This is a genomic window from Paraburkholderia sp. CNPSo 3281 (genome assembly GCF_024206515.1).
Classification (GTDB): Bacteria; Pseudomonadota; Gammaproteobacteria; order Burkholderiales; family Burkholderiaceae; genus Paraburkholderia; species Paraburkholderia nodosa.
Map to the genome: position 1 here is coordinate 1 of NZ_JAMBPS010000040.1, position 17,059 is coordinate 17,059.

At 64.2% G+C, this 17,059-nt stretch carries 14 protein-coding genes and 1 rRNA gene; 10 read left to right on the forward strand and 5 right to left on the reverse strand.

Annotated elements, in window-relative coordinates; all coding sequences use genetic code 11:
- Window positions 1-227: ribosomal RNA gene (locus M3I56_RS29045) — 16S ribosomal RNA — on the reverse strand; the annotation flags it as partial.
- A gap of 466 nt (window positions 228-693) precedes the next feature.
- The gene (locus tag M3I56_RS29050) at window positions 694-1,953 is read right to left on the reverse strand and encodes an SGNH/GDSL hydrolase family protein (protein ID WP_254356889.1); all 1,260 of its coding nucleotides are present in this window, start codon (window positions 1,951-1,953) and stop codon (window positions 694-696) included.
- Between the two features lie 266 nt (window positions 1,954-2,219).
- Between M3I56_RS29050 and paaA the strand changes: the two genes are divergently transcribed.
- The 8 genes from paaA to M3I56_RS29090 all read left to right on the forward strand — a co-directional run bounded on the left by paaA (window position 2,220) and on the right by M3I56_RS29090 (window position 8,517).
- Entirely contained in the window at window positions 2,220-3,218 is a 999-nt protein-coding gene (gene paaA / locus M3I56_RS29055; RefSeq protein WP_254356890.1) for a 1,2-phenylacetyl-CoA epoxidase subunit PaaA, read from the forward strand.
- Between the two features lie 40 nt (window positions 3,219-3,258).
- The gene (paaB, locus tag M3I56_RS29060; RefSeq protein WP_028203445.1) at window positions 3,259-3,543 is read left to right on the forward strand and encodes a 1,2-phenylacetyl-CoA epoxidase subunit PaaB; all 285 of its coding nucleotides are present in this window, start codon (window positions 3,259-3,261) and stop codon (window positions 3,541-3,543) included.
- A 9-nt stretch (window positions 3,544-3,552) separates the two neighbouring features.
- Window positions 3,553-4,359: a 1,2-phenylacetyl-CoA epoxidase subunit PaaC gene (paaC, locus tag M3I56_RS29065; protein WP_254356891.1), complete on the forward strand. Its 807-nt coding sequence runs from the start codon at window positions 3,553-3,555 to the stop codon at window positions 4,357-4,359.
- Between the two features lie 29 nt (window positions 4,360-4,388).
- Window positions 4,389-4,922: a 1,2-phenylacetyl-CoA epoxidase subunit PaaD gene (gene paaD, locus M3I56_RS29070; RefSeq protein ID WP_254356892.1), complete on the forward strand. Its 534-nt coding sequence runs from the start codon at window positions 4,389-4,391 to the stop codon at window positions 4,920-4,922.
- Between the two features lies 1 nt (window position 4,923).
- Window positions 4,924-6,012 (forward strand): 1,2-phenylacetyl-CoA epoxidase subunit PaaE, encoded by a 1,089-nt coding sequence (gene paaE, locus M3I56_RS29075; RefSeq protein WP_028203442.1) that lies wholly within the window; start codon window positions 4,924-4,926, stop codon window positions 6,010-6,012.
- 165 nt (window positions 6,013-6,177) lie between these two features.
- Window positions 6,178-7,002 carry a DUF1835 domain-containing protein gene (locus M3I56_RS29080; RefSeq protein ID WP_254356893.1) on the forward strand — a complete coding sequence of 275 codons (825 nt, stop codon included), beginning with the start codon at window positions 6,178-6,180 and terminating at the stop codon, window positions 7,000-7,002.
- A 6-nt stretch (window positions 7,003-7,008) separates the two neighbouring features.
- Window positions 7,009-7,611, forward strand: coding sequence for a TetR/AcrR family transcriptional regulator (locus M3I56_RS29085; protein WP_254341763.1), 603 nt, complete (start codon window positions 7,009-7,011; stop codon window positions 7,609-7,611).
- A 240-nt stretch (window positions 7,612-7,851) separates the two neighbouring features.
- The gene (locus M3I56_RS29090; RefSeq protein ID WP_254356894.1) at window positions 7,852-8,517 is read left to right on the forward strand and encodes a GNAT family N-acetyltransferase; all 666 of its coding nucleotides are present in this window, start codon (window positions 7,852-7,854) and stop codon (window positions 8,515-8,517) included.
- A gap of 82 nt (window positions 8,518-8,599) precedes the next feature.
- Here the strand turns inward: M3I56_RS29090 and M3I56_RS29095 are convergent, their stop codons facing one another.
- A complete protein-coding gene (locus tag M3I56_RS29095) occupies window positions 8,600-9,094 on the reverse strand; it encodes an Lrp/AsnC family transcriptional regulator (protein ID WP_028203439.1) in 495 nt (164 codons plus the stop codon).
- Window positions 9,095-9,234: 140 nt separating this feature from the next.
- Between M3I56_RS29095 and hppD the strand changes: the two genes are divergently transcribed.
- Window positions 9,235-10,332, forward strand: a complete 1,098-nt coding sequence (gene hppD, locus M3I56_RS29100) for a 4-hydroxyphenylpyruvate dioxygenase (RefSeq protein WP_254356895.1) — start codon at window positions 9,235-9,237, stop codon at window positions 10,330-10,332.
- A gap of 145 nt (window positions 10,333-10,477) precedes the next feature.
- Here hppD and M3I56_RS29105 read toward each other — a convergent pair whose 3' ends face one another.
- Window positions 10,478-10,666, reverse strand: a complete 189-nt coding sequence (locus M3I56_RS29105) for a hypothetical protein (protein ID WP_028203437.1) — start codon at window positions 10,664-10,666, stop codon at window positions 10,478-10,480.
- A 405-nt stretch (window positions 10,667-11,071) separates the two neighbouring features.
- On the opposite strand from M3I56_RS29105, the gene M3I56_RS29110 reads away from it, so the two are divergent.
- Window positions 11,072-14,674, forward strand: a complete 3,603-nt coding sequence (locus tag M3I56_RS29110; RefSeq protein WP_254356896.1) for an indolepyruvate ferredoxin oxidoreductase family protein — start codon at window positions 11,072-11,074, stop codon at window positions 14,672-14,674.
- Window positions 14,675-14,763: 89 nt separating this feature from the next.
- Here the strand turns inward: M3I56_RS29110 and M3I56_RS29115 are convergent, their stop codons facing one another.
- The gene (locus M3I56_RS29115) at window positions 14,764-17,049 is read right to left on the reverse strand and encodes an NADP-dependent malic enzyme (RefSeq protein WP_254356897.1); all 2,286 of its coding nucleotides are present in this window, start codon (window positions 17,047-17,049) and stop codon (window positions 14,764-14,766) included.
- Between the last annotated feature and the right edge of the window lie 10 nt (window positions 17,050-17,059).

A 17,059-nucleotide genomic window follows, 5' to 3' on the forward strand; every position in this document is an offset into this window, starting at 1 on the left:
GCCACCCCAATAGCGCGAGGTCTTGCGATCCCCCGCTTTCATCCAAAGATCGTATGCGGTATTAATCCGGCTTTCGCCGGGCTATCCCCCACTACTGGACATGTTCCGATGTATTACTCACCCGTTCGCCACTCGCCGCCAGGATTGCTCCCGCGCTGCCGTTCGACTTGCATGTGTAAGGCATGCCGCCAGCGTTCAATCTGAGCCAGGATCAAACTCTTCAGTTCAATACCTGTTACTGTTTTCGGTCTCTCTCGAGACCGGTCGCTCACTCAAAGCTGACAGGTTCTGAATAAATTCAAAAACCTGACTTACTTTAGTGTGAGACTCTTGATACTTTTGCTGCTCCCGACAATGCTCCGAAGAACATCATCAGGCCGCCACCGCATCAAGCGCCCACACTTATCGGCTGTAAATTTTTAAAGATCGATCGCGAAGTTGCCGTTAAAAACACCTAACTACCGGCTTCTTTCTGCGTTGCTGCGTCAGCAGCAGAGAAACGAGATTATGATGAATCTTTTTCGCTTCGTCAACCCCTTTTTTTCGCTCACCGCTTAAAAAAGCTGCCGACTCCTGCGTCCGCCAGTTTCCGCGGCGGCCTTCGCTGCCCTGATGTCTGAGACATCGAACTGCGAAGGGGGCGAATCTTATCGCCCCCGCCAGCGCTGTGCAAGGGGGTGGCGAAAATATTCCTCACTTCCGGGTAAGGACCTCCAGCGGCACCGCATTCGCCATCGCCGCGTAGCCGGCATCGCTTGGGTGGATGTGGTCGCCGCTGTCATAGCCGTAACGCAGTCGCGCGGGATCCGCCGGGTCCCGCAGCGCCGCGTCGAAATCGACCACGCCGTCGAACGCCCCGCTCGTCCGGATCCACTGGTTCACCGCCGTGCGGATCGCCTCGCGCTCCGGCGGCAGCGAAGCCGGCGTGAGCGTCGCGCCGAAAATGCGTACGCCGCGTCCGTGCGCCTGCGCGATCACGCGGCGGTAGCCCGCGATCAGGTCGTTCGCGTCCACGTGCGTATGAGGAAAGTCGCAGTCGAGGCCCGATCGTGCCGGCATCGCCTGGAAGTTGATGTCGTTGATGCCGATGAGCAGCACCACGGTCTTCACGCCCGGGTGGCCGAGCGCGTCGCGGCCAAAGCGCCGCTCGAGCGCCTCGCCGTAGCAAGGCGAATCGCTCAGCAGCCGGTTGCCGCTAATCCCGAGATCGATCACGGCGAGATCCGTGCGCGGCGACTGCGCGATGCGGCGCGCCAACGCGTCCGGCCAGCGACGGTTCTGATTGAGCGAGGAACGCATGCCGTCGGTAATGGAATCGCCGATCGCCGCGACCGTCGACGCCCCTGGCGCCTCGACCGCGAGCCCCGTCACCCACGCGTACTGCGTAAAGCGCTGGGTGAACGCACCAATCGACGGATCCGCGACGTGATTGCCCGGACGCGAGACGTAATTCACCTGACTCGCCACGCGGTGCCACGCGACCATCTTTTGCTCGGGTCCCATATAGGAACTGATGGCGTAGGGTGCGTGCGCCTTCAGATCGATCTGCACCGGATCGCTATCGAGCGCAGCACCGGGAGGCACCGACACCGCCGGCCGCCCGCCGAAGGTCACATGCGCCATACCCGCCTCGCTTGCCGCCGCGCCGCCCGCAGACGGCGCAATCGCCATCGCCTCTATCACGAGCGGCGTGCGCCCGTAGAGGTTGCTCACATGCACCCGCGCAACCGTGCCGCCCAGCGTCGGATACACGATCTGCCGAACGGTACGCCCGGCGACCTCGGGCGCGCGGTACAGCGCCGGGAGCGCGTCGCGCTCGGGAATCGACTGCAGGGCCGTCGCCCAGCTCGTGACCCAGGGGCCCGGGGCTTGATCCGCGAACGCCGGAGACGCGGCGCCAAGTGAAATGAACACTGCGGCCGCAGCCGCGAGGGGAGCAAAAGAAATCTTCATCCGTGAACGAGTGCGCAGGCAAAGGCGCATTGTGCCCCATGGCCCGGTGCACAGCCTTCCATCCGCCTGACAGTCCAGCGCACTAACCTACGCAAAATCCCACGCACACGCCGCCCATGCGCACAAATCCCAGGCAATCCCGCTCCCGCCCCACTAAAACTCAACTGCAGGTCCGAATTTCTTTGCCCTACCTCAAAAAATTCATTTACCGACCGGTCGGTTGGTTTATACTGCGCGACATACCCAACTTCGACGAGAGCGTCTCCATGTACACGCAATCCCTCGACATCCCCGGCAACGTTGCTCCGCTGGACGCGGACGCAACCTCGCCGGAGCAGGCGCAGTTCGACGCCATCATGGCCGCCGACGGCAAGATCGAGCCGCAGGACTGGATGCCCGAAGCCTATCGCAAGACGCTCGTGCGCCAGATCTCGCAGCATGCGCACTCGGAAGTCGTCGGCATGCTGCCGGAAGGCAACTGGATCTCGCGTGCGCCGAGCCTCAAGCGCAAGGCGATCCTGCTCGCCAAGGTGCAGGACGAAGCGGGCCACGGCCTTTATCTCTATAGCGCGGCGGAAACGCTCGGCGTTTCGCGCGACCAGCTCGTCGACGCGCTGCACGCCGGCAAGGCCAAGTATTCGAGCATCTTCAATTACCCGACGCCCACGTGGGCCGATGTCGGCGTGATCGGCTGGCTCGTGGACGGCGCGGCGATCATGAACCAGATTCCGTTGTGCCGCTGCACGTACGGCCCTTACGCGCGCGCCATGATCCGCATCTGCAAGGAAGAGTCGTTCCACCAGCGCCAGGGCTTCGACGCCCTGCTCGCCATGATGAGCGGCACCGAAGCGCAGCGCGAACTCGTCCAGCAAGCCGTGAACCGCTGGTGGTGGCCGGTGCTGATGATGTTCGGCCCGGGCGACGCCGATTCGGTCCACAGCAACCAGTCGGCCAAATGGGGCATCAAGCGCATCTCGAACGACGATCTGCGCCAGAAGTTCGTCGATGCGACGGTCGAGCAGGCGAAGGTGCTGGGCGTGACGCTGCCCGACCTGGATCTCAAATGGAACGAAGCGCGCGGCCACTACGACTACGGCACGATCGACTGGGAAGAATTCTGGCGCGTCGTGAACGGCGACGGGCCGTGCAACCGCGAGCGTCTCGGCACGCGCGTGAAGGCGCACAACGAAGGCGCTTGGGTGCGCGAAGCGGCCCTCGCCCATGTCGAAAAGCAGCGCCAACGCGCCGAGAAGCACGCAGCTTGAGCACACTTCATACATGAATCAGGAAGGAAGGAGATCCACGATGAACAAGGAATGGCCGATCTGGGAAGTGTTCGTGCGTAGCAAGCAGGGCCTCGACCACAAGCACTGTGGCAGCCTGCACGCCTCCGACGCCTCGATGGCGCTGCGCATGGCGCGCGACGTCTACACGCGCCGCCAGGAAGGCGTGAGCATCTGGGTGGTGCCGTCGTCGGCAATCACGGCATCGGATCCGAACGAAAAGGCCGAGCTCTTCGAGCCGGCCGGCGACAAGATCTATCGCCACCCGACGTTCTACACGCTGCCCGACGAAGTCAACCACATGTAAGAGCGCAACATGACGACGCCCACGCCTGAACAACTCGCGTACGTGCTGCGCCTCGCCGATACGGCGCTGATCCTCGGTCAGCGCAATACGGAATGGTGCGGCCACGGCCCGATCCTCGAAGAAGACATCGCGCTCGCCAACATGAGCCTGGACCTGATCGGTCAGGCGCGCCTGCTCTACACGCATGCCGCCACGCTCGAAAAGGCCCTTACCGGCCGCGAGCGCACCGAGGACGACTACGCCTACTTCCGCGCCGAGCGCGAGTTCGCGAACTACACGCTCGCAGAGCTGCCGCATTTCGGCCCGCTCGCCGGCACGACGCATTCGGCCAACGACTACGCCGTGACGATCGTGCGCAACTTCCTCTACGCCACGCTGATGGAGCATCTGTGGACCGCGCTGCTGCGCTCCGCCGACCCGCAGCTGGCCGCGATCGCCGAGCGCTCGATCAAGGAAACGCGCTACCACGTGCACCATGCGCGCGAGTGGCTGGTCCGCTTCGGCGACGGCACCGATGAGTCGCACAGCCGCGCCCAGGCCGCGCTCGACTGGCTGATGCCGTACACGCGGGAATTCTTCAGCACCGACGCCGTGGAAGCGGCTGTGGCCGAAGCCGGCATCGCACCGCTTACGGCGCAGTTCGAAGCCGCGTGGCGCGCCGACGTGGAAGCCGCGCTCGAGGAAGCCACGCTCACGCTGCCCGCGCAGGTGTTCCACATCACGACCGGCAAGCACGGTGAACACTCGGAGCACATGGGTTTCGTGCTGGCCGAGATGCAGAGCCTCGCGCGCCAGCACCCGGACGCGCGCTGGTAAGCGCCCCCGCAGGAACAGAGGAAGTCACGATGCAAGCAACGGCAGATCACGCGCTCGAACGCGCCTGGGAAGTGCTGGAATCGGTGCCAGATCCGGAGATTCCGGTCGTGTCGATCCGCGAACTGGGCATTCTGCGCGACGTGCGCCGCGCCGACGACGGCCAGATCGAAGTGGTCATCACGCCCACCTACTCCGGCTGCCCGGCGATGTCGCAGATCGCGGAGGACGTCGCGCACGCGCTCGACGCCGCCGCGCTCGCGCCCTACCGCATCGCGACGACCCTGGCGCCCGCGTGGACCACCGACTGGATCACCGACGAAGCGCGCGAGAAGTTGCGCGTCTATGGCATCGCGCCGCCCACGGGCAACTGCGGCTCAGCGCCGCAATCGGCCGAACAGCCGATCACCTTCATCGCGAAACCGAAGCCGTTGCCCGCGCCCGCCTGCCCGCACTGCGGCTCGCAGCACACCGAGCGCCTCGCGCAGTTCGGCTCGACCGCGTGCAAGGCGCTCTACCGCTGCATCGACTGCCGCGAACCCTTCGACTACTTCAAACCGTACTGATATGGCCACTCCGCAATTCCATTCGCTGCGCATCCGCGAAGTGCGGCCCGAAACCGCGGACGCGGTCTCTGTCGCTTTCGAAGTCCCGCCCGAGCTGCGCGAGGCGTTTCGCTTCACCCAGGGGCAGTTTGTCACGCTCAAGACGCACATCGACGGCGAGGAAACGCGCCGTTCGTACTCGATCTGCGTGGGCGTGACCGACTACGACCGCGATGGCGAGCTGCGCATCGGCATCAAGCGCGTGCGCGGCGGGCGTTTTTCGAACTTCGCGTTCGAGCAGCTCGCGCCCGGCCACGAGATCGACGTGATGACGCCCGATGGCCGCTTCTTCACGCACCTGAACGCCGAGCACGGCAAGCACTACATGGCCTTCTCGGGCGGCTCGGGCATCACGCCCGTGCTCGCGATCATCAAGACGACGCTCGAAACGGAACCGCGCAGTGAGTTCACGCTCGTGTACGGCAACCGCAGCGTCGACGCGATCATGTTCGCCGAAGAGCTGGAGGACCTGAAGAACCGCTTCATGAGCCGCTTCCGCCTCTACCACGTGCTCTCGGACGACCTGCAGGACGTCGAGCTCTTCAACGGCGTGCTCGATCAGGCCAAGTGCGCGGCGTTCCTCGAAACGCTGGTGCCCGCCGACGAGATCGACGAAGCCTTCATCTGCGGCCCCGGCCCGATGATGGACGCCGCAGAAGCCGCGTTCAAGGACGCGGGCGTGCCGCCGCAAAAGGTGCACGTGGAGCGCTTCGGCTCGCCGCTGCCGCAGGCGGGCGTGCCGAACGTCGAGATCACCGAAAACACGCCGGCCGCCGACCTCGAGATCGTCATCGACGGCAAGAAGCGCAAAATGCGCCTGCCGTACGAGGGCGTGAGCCTGCTCGACGTCGGCCTGAAGGCGGGTCTGGCGCTGCCTTACGCGTGCAAGGGCGGCGTGTGCTGCACCTGCCGCGCCAAGGTGCTCGAAGGCGAGGTGAAGATGGACAAGAACTACACGCTCGAGGAGCAGGAGGTGAAGGACGGCTTCGTGCTCACCTGCCAGTGTCATCCGGTGAGCGAGCGCGTGGTCGTGAGTTTCGACGAACGTTAAGGCGTTAGAGCAACAGCACGCTTTCGGCCTGCAGGCGATCCGCTTACACTAGGGGCCGCCCGTCGGTGTTGCAGCGCAGCGCTGCGACACCCGCGGGCGGTTCCTTTTGTTATTAGCGTGCTTTCGGGCTTACAGGGCGTTCAGCGTGAACGCAACGAGTTGTCGATGACCACGATTCACCTCATTTACGGCGAGCCGGCCGTGACGGCGCTACGTCAGGCTCTCGAAGCGGCAGGCCGTCCGGACCGCGTGATCGCCCTGCGCGATGATCTGACGGTAGGCCCATTGCGCGACATCGACGTGGCGGGCGATCCCGGCGTGGCGCAACGCGCCGCCTTCTGGGAGCGCCTGAGCGATGCGCCGCCCGCCCTCGCCCACGACGACTGCGCGGCGCTCAATGCGCTCGAAGCCGACGACTCCCACGTGGTGATCTGGCACACGCACGACGCCGCGCATCAACTCGCGCTGCGGCGTGTCTGCTACCGCTTGCGCGACGTCCCGCAGCGCCTGAACGAAGTGCGCCTGACCGCCGACGAAATTTCGGGCCCGAACGCCGCAGCCTGCATCGAGGCGCGCTTGCCCGACGCCGCGCCGATCTCGGTGCTGCGCATCACGCGTCTCGCGCTGGAGTGGCAGGAAGCCAAGTTCGCCAACGGCGAGACGCGCCGCTGGCGCGACAACACGTTTACGAGCGGCACATGGAGCGACCTCGACGCCATGATCCTCGACGTGCTCGACGCCCATGAAGACCGTCCGGCGGGCGCATCGTGGCTCGCCAGCGACGCGCTGGGCGCAGCGCTCACCCGTGGCGGCGCCGGCTTCACGGTCGGCGAGCCCGTCGTGCTGTGGCGCCTGCGCGAGCTGTGCGCGGCTGAGGAACTGCGCCTGCGCGACGATATGTGCGCCGCCTGCGCTCCGCTCGCCGCTGCCGCGCGCGCCGCGCGTCCGCCGCTTCCGCAAACCGCCGCGCACCTTTCCCTCCCCCGCTGATTTCCCATGGCACGCACCCGAGCGCCCGACCACGAAACCCAACGCGACCAGATCCTCGAACTAGCCGCCGCCAAATTCGCGCAGACGAGCTACCCGAGCACCTCGATGTCGGACCTGGCGGCCGCCAGCGGCACCTCGAAGGCGCGGCTCTATCACTATTACGAGAGCAAGGAAGCGATCCTCTTCGATCTGCTCGATCGCTACACCAAGCGGCTCATGCTGATCATCGCGGAGGTGGAAGGCGCGAGCCAGCGGCGCGGTCACGACGAACGCGAGAGCTTCGCGGAGCTGATTCGCGCGTTTCTCGCGGAGTACGAAACCTCGCACAGCCGCCACGTGGCGCTGCTGAACGACGTCAAATACCTCGTGGACGTCCAGCGCGAGATCATCCTGAACCGCCAGCGCGATGTGGTCGCCGCCTTTACGCGCCAGCTTGCGCGCGCGTATCCCAGCCAGGTCACGAGCGAAAACCAGACCGCGCTGACGATGATGGTGTTCGGCATGATCAACTGGACGTTTACGTGGCTCAAGCCCGGTGGCCGCATGGGCTATCGCGACTTCGCCGAGCAGGTGATCGCCATGGTCGATCACGGTCTGACGGGCGCCTGAAGGGCAATAATTTTCGGGCCAGATTGCTGCGGTGCGACATGATGCACCAAGACAACAGTTGACACGTCAAATGACCCGAAAAATTACTCGTTAATAATCAAATGCTTGCGCTTATATTTTTATTAATTAGGCGCAACACTCAAATTTACACTCCGGGTTTTCCCTAGAGTGCACCCAGGGTTTCCGCTAGAATGCGTTTTGCGCTGCATCATGCGGCATGCATTTTAAGGAGAACCCACCATGATCCCGCTTTCGACCCAAGCCAACGTGCCGATCATTTCGTCCGCTCGTCCGCTGACGTCCGGTCATGCGCCCGTCATGGTGCGAGTGCTCACCTCGGCAGACCGCGAACGCCTGCTCGCGCACTTTCTCACGCTCGACAGCGATGACCGCCTGCTGCGCTTCGGCCAGGCCGCGCCCGACCACGTGATCGAAAAGTACGTGCGCTCGATGGACTTCACGCGCGACACCGTGTTCGGCGTGTTCAACCACCAGCTGCAACTCGTGGGCGTCGGCCATCTGGCCTACTTGCCGGCGGACGGCAACGGCCGCACGGCCGAGTTCGGCGTGTCCGTGCTGGAAAGCGCGCGCGGCCAGGGCATCGGCTCGAAGCTGTTCGAGCGCGCCGCCATCCGCAGCCGCAACACGCACGTCACCACGCTCTACATGCACTGCCTGTCGCGCAACTCGACGATGATGCACATCGCGAAGAAGTCGGGCATGAAGATCGAGTACGCCTACGGCGAAGCCGACGCCTACCTCTCGCTCGAGCCGGCCGACCAAAGCAGCATCATCGCCGAAATGCTCCAGGAACAAGCCGCCGTGTTCGACTACGCGCTCAAGCGTCAGGCGCGCCAGGCCAGCAAGCTGATGGAATCGATCCTGCCGCAGGCTGTCGCGGCGTGACTCCTGCCCTTCAGGACAGACTGATGCACTGAAAGAGCGGCTTCGGCCGCTTTTTTTGCGTCTGCTGCACGGCACCGCGCAGTCAGCGGATCGGCAAAGCCGTCGTTTCCTTGAACGTGTCGAGCGAAAAGCTGGACTTCACGTCGATCACCGAAGGATGGTGCAGCAACTGGTCCTGCACGAAGCGCGAGAAGTGCGCCATATCCTCCACCTGCACGCGCAGCAGGAAATCCATGTCGCCCGTCATCGCGTGGCAGGCCACCACCTCCGGCCAGGTCTGCACCGCCGCACGAAACAGCTCGGCGTGCGTCACGCCTTCGCGCCCCGCCGCCGTCGGCCCACGCTTTTCCAGCCGCACGTTCACGTAGGCGAGCAGGTCGAGCCCCAGCTTCTGCGCATCGAGCAGCGCCACGTAGCTGCGAATCACGCCGCTTTCCTCCAGCCGCCGGATGCGCCGCAAACACGGGCTCGGCGAGAGGTTCACGCGCTCGGCGATCTCCTGGTTCGAGAGCCGGCCATTCTCCTGAAGGATCGCCAGAATGCGCCTGTCGATTGCATCCAATTCGATGCTTGCCATTTTCTGCCTCGCAAACATTCATTCAGGGCAGTTTATAGCGCAGATCGGCGGCAATGCGACCCAACTCGCAAGCTTTCTCCCAATGCGGCGGACTACACTGTCCAACACGAAATCTGATCTACATCAGCCAGGAGACAACCATGCAGGTCCCCAACTGGGAGAACCCCGTCGGCACCGACGGCTTCGAATTCATCGAATACACCGCGCCGGACCCCAAGGCGCTCGGCAAACTGTTCGAACGCATGGGCTTCACGGCCGTCGCGCGCCATCGCCATAAGGACGTGACGCTCTACCGTCAGGGCGACATCAACTTCATCGTCAACGGCGAACCCGATTCGTTCGCCCAGCGCTTTGCGCGCCTGCACGGCCCGTCGATCTGCGCGATCGCCTTCCGTGTGCAGGATGCCGCCAAGGCCTACAAGCACGCGCTCGAACTCGGCGCGTGGGGCTTCGACAACAAGACCGGCCCGATGGAGCTGAACATTCCGGCCATCAAGGGCATTGGCGACTCGCTGATCTATTTCGTCGACCGCTGGCGCGGCAAGAACGGCGCGGCGCCGGGCAGCATTGGCGACATCAGCATCTATGACGTCGACTTCGAGCCGATCGCGGGCGCCGAGCAGAACCCGGTCGGCCACGGCCTCACCTATATCGACCACCTCACGCACAACGTCCACCGCGGGCGCATGAACGAGTGGGCCGAGTTCTACGAACGCCTCTTCAACTTCCGCGAAATCCGCTACTTCGATATCGAAGGCAAGGTCACCGGCGTGAAGTCGAAGGCGATGACCTCGCCCTGCGGCAAGATCCGCATCCCGATCAACGAGGAAGGCGGCGAGACGGCGGGCCAGATCCAGGAATACCTCGACGCCTATCACGGCGAAGGCATCCAGCACATCGCGCTCGGCACGAACGACATTTACCGCACCGTGGATGGCCTGCGCGCCAGGGAAATTGCGCTGCTCGACACGATCGAAACGTACTACGAGCTCGTGAACCGCCGCATTCCGGGCCACACCGAGCCGCTGGAAGAACTGAAGAAGCGCAAGATCCTGATCGACGGCATGCCCGAAGACCTGCTGCTGCAGATCTTCACGGAGAACCAGATCGGCCCGATCTTCTTCGAGATCATCCAGCGCAAGGGCAACCAGGGCTTCGGCGAGGGCAACTTCAAGGCGCTGTTCGAGTCGATCGAGCTCGACCAGATCCGCCGCGGCGTGGTGCAGGACAAGGCATGACGCACGCGCGCCGATAATTTCGGCCAATGCCAAACAAAAAGGGCGAAGATCGCACGATCTTCGCCCTTTTTGACTTTTGAATCCGCCGCCGCACACCCCGGCGCCGGATTCGGGTGAGTGGAATGCTGCGCGGATCAGCGCGGCATCAGGATTTGCGTTCGGCCTTCGCGGCCGGCATGGCGTTCGTATCAGCCTTCATGCTCAGCGTGTACTGGGCGCATCGGGTCGTCGCATTCTCGCCGCTCTTCGTGCTGGCGTTCGAATGCAGCGGCGCGCTCATGGCAAAGAACGCGGCCGAGACCGTCAGAAAGGTCTGGATATGTCGATTATTCATGCTGGACTCCTTTTTTCAGACTGCCTGTTGCAGTAGTGCCCCTTTAATAAGCGTTAACTGCGAGGGACGCTGCGCGGTTCGCACAGGTGAGGGAGTTAGACAGGATATTCAAGTCCGGTTCCCATGTAGTGCAAGTTTTACACGTTGTTACTCCTCTGAGGAATTCGATACATCCGTTATTACACGGGGGTTTCAGGCCGCTTGCGCGACACGGCGCCACAGGCCCGAAAGATGCAGCGCAATGCGGCGCGGCGCCCCGAGCCTCGAAGCGGCGGGTTTATCCGAGTGCTACTATCGAAAGAAAGAAGCCAATATGGCGACCCCGGCCAACGCATTCACAAGATGCCGAGGCCCTGAAGTTCTGGCGATCCCACAACGGATTGGTTGGATGGAGGAAGACACATAATGAATGCCCCGCTAGACGCAGGTCAGCGCGCTTCGCTCGAAGCCGCACTCGCTTCCGTCACGCTCGACGATAAATACACCCTCGAACGCGGCCGCGCGTACATGAGCGGCATCCAGGCGCTGGTCCGCCTGCCGATGCTGCAGCAGGAACGCGACAAGGCCGCCGGTCTCAATACCGCGGGGTTCATCTCAGGCTATCGTGGCTCGCCGCTCGGCGGTCTCGATCAGTCCCTCTGGAAGGCGAAGCAGCATCTCGCCGCGCATCAGATCGTTTTTCAGCCAGGTGTGAACGAAGACCTCGCCGCGACCGCCGTTTGGGGTTCGCAGCAGGTGAACCTGTATCCATCCGCGAAATACGACGGCGTGTTTTCGATGTGGTACGGCAAGGGACCGGGCGTCGACCGCAGTGGCGACGTGTTCAAGCACGGTAATTCCGCCGGCTCGTCGCCGCACGGCGGCGTGCTCGTGCTCGCCGGCGACGACCATGCGGCCAAGTCGTCCACGCTCGCGCACCAGTCGGAGCACGTCTTCAAGGCCTGCGGACTACCGGTGCTGTTCCCCTCGAACGTCCAGGAATATCTCGACTTCGGCCTGCATGGCTGGGCGATGAGCCGTTACTCGGGCCTCTGGGTCGCGATGAAATGCGTGACCGACGTGGTGGAATCGTCGGCTTCGGTCGAGCTCGACCCGCATCGCACGAACATCATCCTCCCCGAAGACTTCGCGATGCCCGAGGGTGGCCTGAACATCCGCTGGCCCGATCCGCCGCTCGTGCAGGAAGCGCGTCTGCTCGACTACAAGTGGTACGCGGGGCTCGCCTACGTGCGAGCCAACAAGCTCGACCGTGTCGAGATCGATTCGCCGCATGCGCGCTTTGGCATCATCACGGGCGGCAAGGCATATCTGGATGTGCGCCAGGCGCTCACCGACCTCGGCCTCGACGACGAAACCTGCTCGCGCATCGGTATCCGGCTCTACAAGGTCGGCTGCGTGTGGCCGCTCGAAGCGCAGGGCGCGCACGCCTTCGCGCGCGGCCTCGAAGAGATTCTCGTGGTCGAGGAAAAGCGTCAGATTCTCGAATACGCGATCAAGGAAGAGCTGTACAACTGGCCCGACGCCCAGCGTCCGCGCGTGTACGGCAAGTTCGACGAAAAGGATGGCGCGGGCGGCGAATGGTCGGTGCCGATGGGCAACTGGCTCCTGCCCGCGCACTACGAGCTATCGCCCGCGATCATCGCGAGAGCCATCTCCACGCGGCTCGACAAGTTCGAATTGCCCTCGGACGTGCGCGCGCGTATCGCCGCGCGCATGAGCGTGATCGAGGCCAAGGAAAAGGCGCTCGCGAAGCCGCGCGTGCAGGCGGAGCGCAAGCCGTGGTTCTGCTCGGGCTGCCCGCACAACACGTCGACGAACGTGCCCGAAGGCTCGCGCGCGATGGCCGGCATCGGCTGCCACTACATGACCGTGTGGATGGACCGCAACACGAGCACCTTCAGCCAGATGGGCGGCGAAGGCGTGGCGTGGGTCGGCCAGGCGCCGTTCACGAACGACAAGCACGTGTTCGCCAACCTCGGCGACGGCACCTACTTCCACTCGGGCCTGCTCGCCATCCGCGCGGCGATCGCCTCGAAGGCGAACATCACCTACAAGATTCTCTACAACGATGCGGTCGCGATGACGGGCGGCCAGCCTGTCGACGGCACGCTCACCGTGCCGCAGATCACGCATCAAGTCGCCGCCGAAGGCGCGGCGAAGATCGCAATCGTCACCGACGAACCCGGGAAGTACGAAGGTGAACCCGCCACGAAGCTCGCGCCGGGCGTGACGATCCACCACCGCGACCAGCTCGATGCGATCCAGCGCGAACTGCGCGAGATTCCCGGCACGACGATCCTGATCTACGACCAGACCTGCGCCACCGAAAAGCGCCGCCGCCGCAAGCGCGGCACGTATCCGGACCCGGCGAAGCGCGTGGTCATCAACGAGGCTGTGTGCGAAGGCTGCGGCGATTGCTCGGTGCAGTCGAATTGCCTGAGCGTCGAGCCGCTCGATACGGAATACGGCACGAAGCGCCAGATCAACCAGTCCACCTGCAACAAGGACTTCTCGTGCCTGAAGGGCTTCTGCCCGAGCTTCGTGACGGTGGAAGGCGGCCAGCTGCGCAAGCCGAAGGCGAGCAGCGTCGCGAACGAAGCGATGCCCGCCGTCCCGACGCCCGACGTGCCCGCCATCGGCCGGCCCTACGGCGTGCTCGTGACGGGCGTGGGCGGCACCGGCGTGGTGACGATCGGCGCGCTGCTCGGCATGGCCGCGCACCTGGAAGCCAAGGGCGTGACCGTGCTCGACGTGACCGGTCTCGCGCAAAAAGGCGGCGCAGTGATGAGCCACGTGCAGATCGCCAACCGTCCCGGCGACATCCACGCCACGCGCATCGCCATGGGCGAGGCGAACCTCGTGATCGGCTGCGACGCCATCGTGACGGCCGGCGACGACTGCATCTCGCGCATGCAGGAAGGCATGTCACACGTAGTGCTCAACAGCGCGCCCACGCCGACCGCCGAGTTCATCAAGAATCCGCAGTGGCAGTTCCCGGGCTCCAACACCGAGGCTGACGTGCGCGCCGCAGCGGGCACGGACAACGTCGCGACCGTCGATGCGAACCGCTACGCGCTCGCGCTGCTCGGCGACGCGATCTACACGAACCCGTTCGTGCTCGGCTACGCGTGGCAAAAGGGCTGGCTGCCGCTCACGCACGAGTCGCTCGTGCGCGCGATCGAGTTGAACGCGGTGCAGGTCGAGAAGAATCTCGCCGCGTTCGAATGGGGCCGCCGCGTGGCGCATGATCGCGCCGCCGTGGATCAGCTCGTGAAGAAGCCGATGCCCGAGCAGAACGCAGACTCTGCCGGCGCGAAGATCGTCTCGCTGCATACGCCCAGGGCGCTCGATACGCTCATCGAAAAGCGCGCGCAGTATCTCGCCGCATATCAGAACGCGGCATACGCGCGGCGCTATCGCGCGTTCGTCGAAAGCGTGCGCGAGGCCGAAGCAAAGCTCGAGCACGTCGACGGCCAGTCTCCGCTCACCGAAGCCGTGGCGAAGAACCTGCACAAGCTGATGGCGTACAAGGACGAATACGAGGTCGCGCGCCTCTACGCGGACCCGGCGTTCATCGAGAAGATCAAGGCGAGCTTCGAAGGCGACTGGAAGGTGAACTTCCATCTCGCGCCGCCCTCGTTCGCGAAGCATGACGACAAAGGCCAGTTGGTGAAGAAGCAGTATGGCCCGCGCATGCTCACGGCCATGCGCATGCTCGCGAAGTTCAGGTTCCTGCGCGGCTCGGCGCTCGACCCGTTCGGCCGCACCGAGGAACGCCGTCACGAACGCGCATTGATCGGCGAGTACGAAACGCTGATGCGCGAAGTGACCGGCGGTTTGAGCGAGGCGAATCTGCCGCTCGCGCTGGAACTCGCGAACCTGCCCGACGCGATTCGCGGTTACGGCCACATCAAGGAGAACAACCTGAAGGCCACGCGCGCGAAGTGGGCCACGTTGCTCGCGAAGTGGCGCTCGCCGGAAAACGGCGCGGCGCGGCACGCGGCTTGACGCTCACCTGATTTGAGGCGGGAAAAACAAAGGGCGCTCCGTGCAACACGGAGCGCCCTTTTCACGTCAGGCGATGAGCGAGAGCGTGCTTACTTTGCCGCCGCCTTCGCCACGTTCGCGTTAGCCGAAGCCACCGCCGTCATGTTGATGATGCGTCGCACGGTGGCCGCCGGCGTGAGGATGTGCACCGGCTTCGACGCGCCGAGCAGGAACGGGCCGACCGTCACGCCTTCGCCGCCGATCACCTTCAGCAGGTTGTACGCGATGTTGGCCGCTTCCACGTTCGGCATGATCAGCAGGTTCGCTTCGCCCGTGAGCGTCGTGCCCGGGAACGACTGCTTGCGGATCAGCTCGGAGAGCGCCGCGTCGCCGTGCATTTCGCCGTCCACTTCGAGCTGCGGATCGCGCTCGGCGATCAGCTCGCGCGCGGCCTGCATGCGCTGCGACGTCGACGAACGCACGCTGCCGAAGTTCGACGAAGACAGGAGCGCGACCTTCGGCGTGATGCCGAACTTCTCGATTTCGCGCGCGGCGAGGATCGTCATGTCGGCGAGCTGCTCGGCGCTCGGCACTTCGTTCACGTAGGTGTCGCTGATGAAGATGTTGCGGCCCGGCAGCATCAGCAGGTTCATCGCGGCGTAGTTCTCGGCTTCCTTCGCCTTGCCGAACACCTGGTCGATGAACTTGAGGTGATAGTCGAAGCTGTTCAGCAGGCCGCAGATCATGCCGTCGGCGTCGCCCAGATGCACGAGGATCGCGCCGATCAGCGTGTTGAACTTGCGCACCGAAGCCTTCGCCACGTCGGGCGTGATGCCCTGACGCGCGCCGAGTTCGTGGTACGCCTGCCAGCTCTTCTGGAAGCGCGGATCGTCTTCGGGATCGACGATCTCGAAGTCGGTGCCCGGACGCAGTTTCGAGCCCATCTTCTTAAGGCGCATTTCCACGACCGACGGACGGCCCACGATGATCGGCCTGGCGATCTTCTCGGTCAGCACGAACTGCGCGGCGCGCAGCACGCGCTCGTCTTCGCCCTCGGCGAACACGATGCGCGCGCAGTTGGCCTTCGCCGCCGCGAACACCGGGCGCATCACCATGCCCGAGCGGTAGACCGTCGCGCCAAGCTGCTCGCGGTAGGCTTCCATGTCCTGGATCGGGCGCGTGGCCACGCACGAATCCATCGCGGCCTGCGCCACGGCCGGCGCGATCTTGATGATGAGGCGCGGATCGAACGGCTTCGGAATCAGGTACTCCGGGCCGAATTCGAGCGTGTGGCCTTCATAGGCCTTCGCCACTTCGTCGCCCTGATCGGTTTCCTCGGCGAGTTCCGCGATCGCGCGCACGCATGCGAGCTTCATCTCTTCCGTGATGGTCGTCGCGCCCACGTCCAGCGCGCCGCGGAAGATGAACGGGAAGCACAGCACGTTGTTGACCTGGTTCGGATAGTCCGAACGGCCCGTGGCGATGATTGCGTCCGGACGCACCTTCTTCGCGTCTTCCGGGCGGATTTCCGGCTCCGGGTTGGCGAGCGCGAGGATCAGCGGCTTGTCGCCCATCTCCTTGACCATCTCGGGCTTGAGCACACCTGCGCTCGAGCAGCCGAGGAACACATCGGCTGCCTTGATCGCGTCGCCGAGCGTGCGCGCTTCGGTGTTGGCGGCGTAACGCGCCTTCGACGGATCGAGACTGCCACGACCTTCGTAGATCACGCCCTTCGAGTCGGTGACGAGGACGTTCTCTTTCTTCAGACCGAGCTTCACGAGCAGGTCCAGACACGCAATCGCCGCCGCGCCCGCGCCCGAGCAGACGAGCTTCACGCTGCCGAGTTCCTTGCCCACGACCTTCAGGCCGTTGAGGATTGCCGCCGACGCGATAATGGCCGTGCCGTGCTGGTCGTCGTGGAAGACCGGAATCTTCATGCGCTCACGCAGCTTCTGCTCGATGTAGAAGCACTCGGGCGCCTTGATGTCTTCGAGATTGATGCCGCCTAGCGTCGGCTCGAGCATGGCGATGACGTCGACCAGCTTGTCAGGGTCCAGCTCGTCGAGTTCGATGTCGAACACGTCGATGCCGGCGAACTTCTTGAAGAGGCAGCCCTTGCCTTCCATCACCGGCTTGGCCGCGAGCGGGCCGATGTTGCCGAGGCCGAGCACGGCCGTGCCGTTCGTCACGACGCCGACGAGGTTGGCGCGCGAGGTGTACTTCTGTGCATCGAGCGGCTCTTCGTGAATCGCCATGCATGCAGCGGCAACGCCGGGCGAATAGGCAAGCGAAAGATCGAGCTGGTTCGAGAGCGGTTTGGTCGGTGTGACCGAGATCTTGCCGGGCCTCGGATTCTGGTGATACGCGAGCGCGCTTTGCTTCAGTTGTTCATCCATTTTCAGGCCT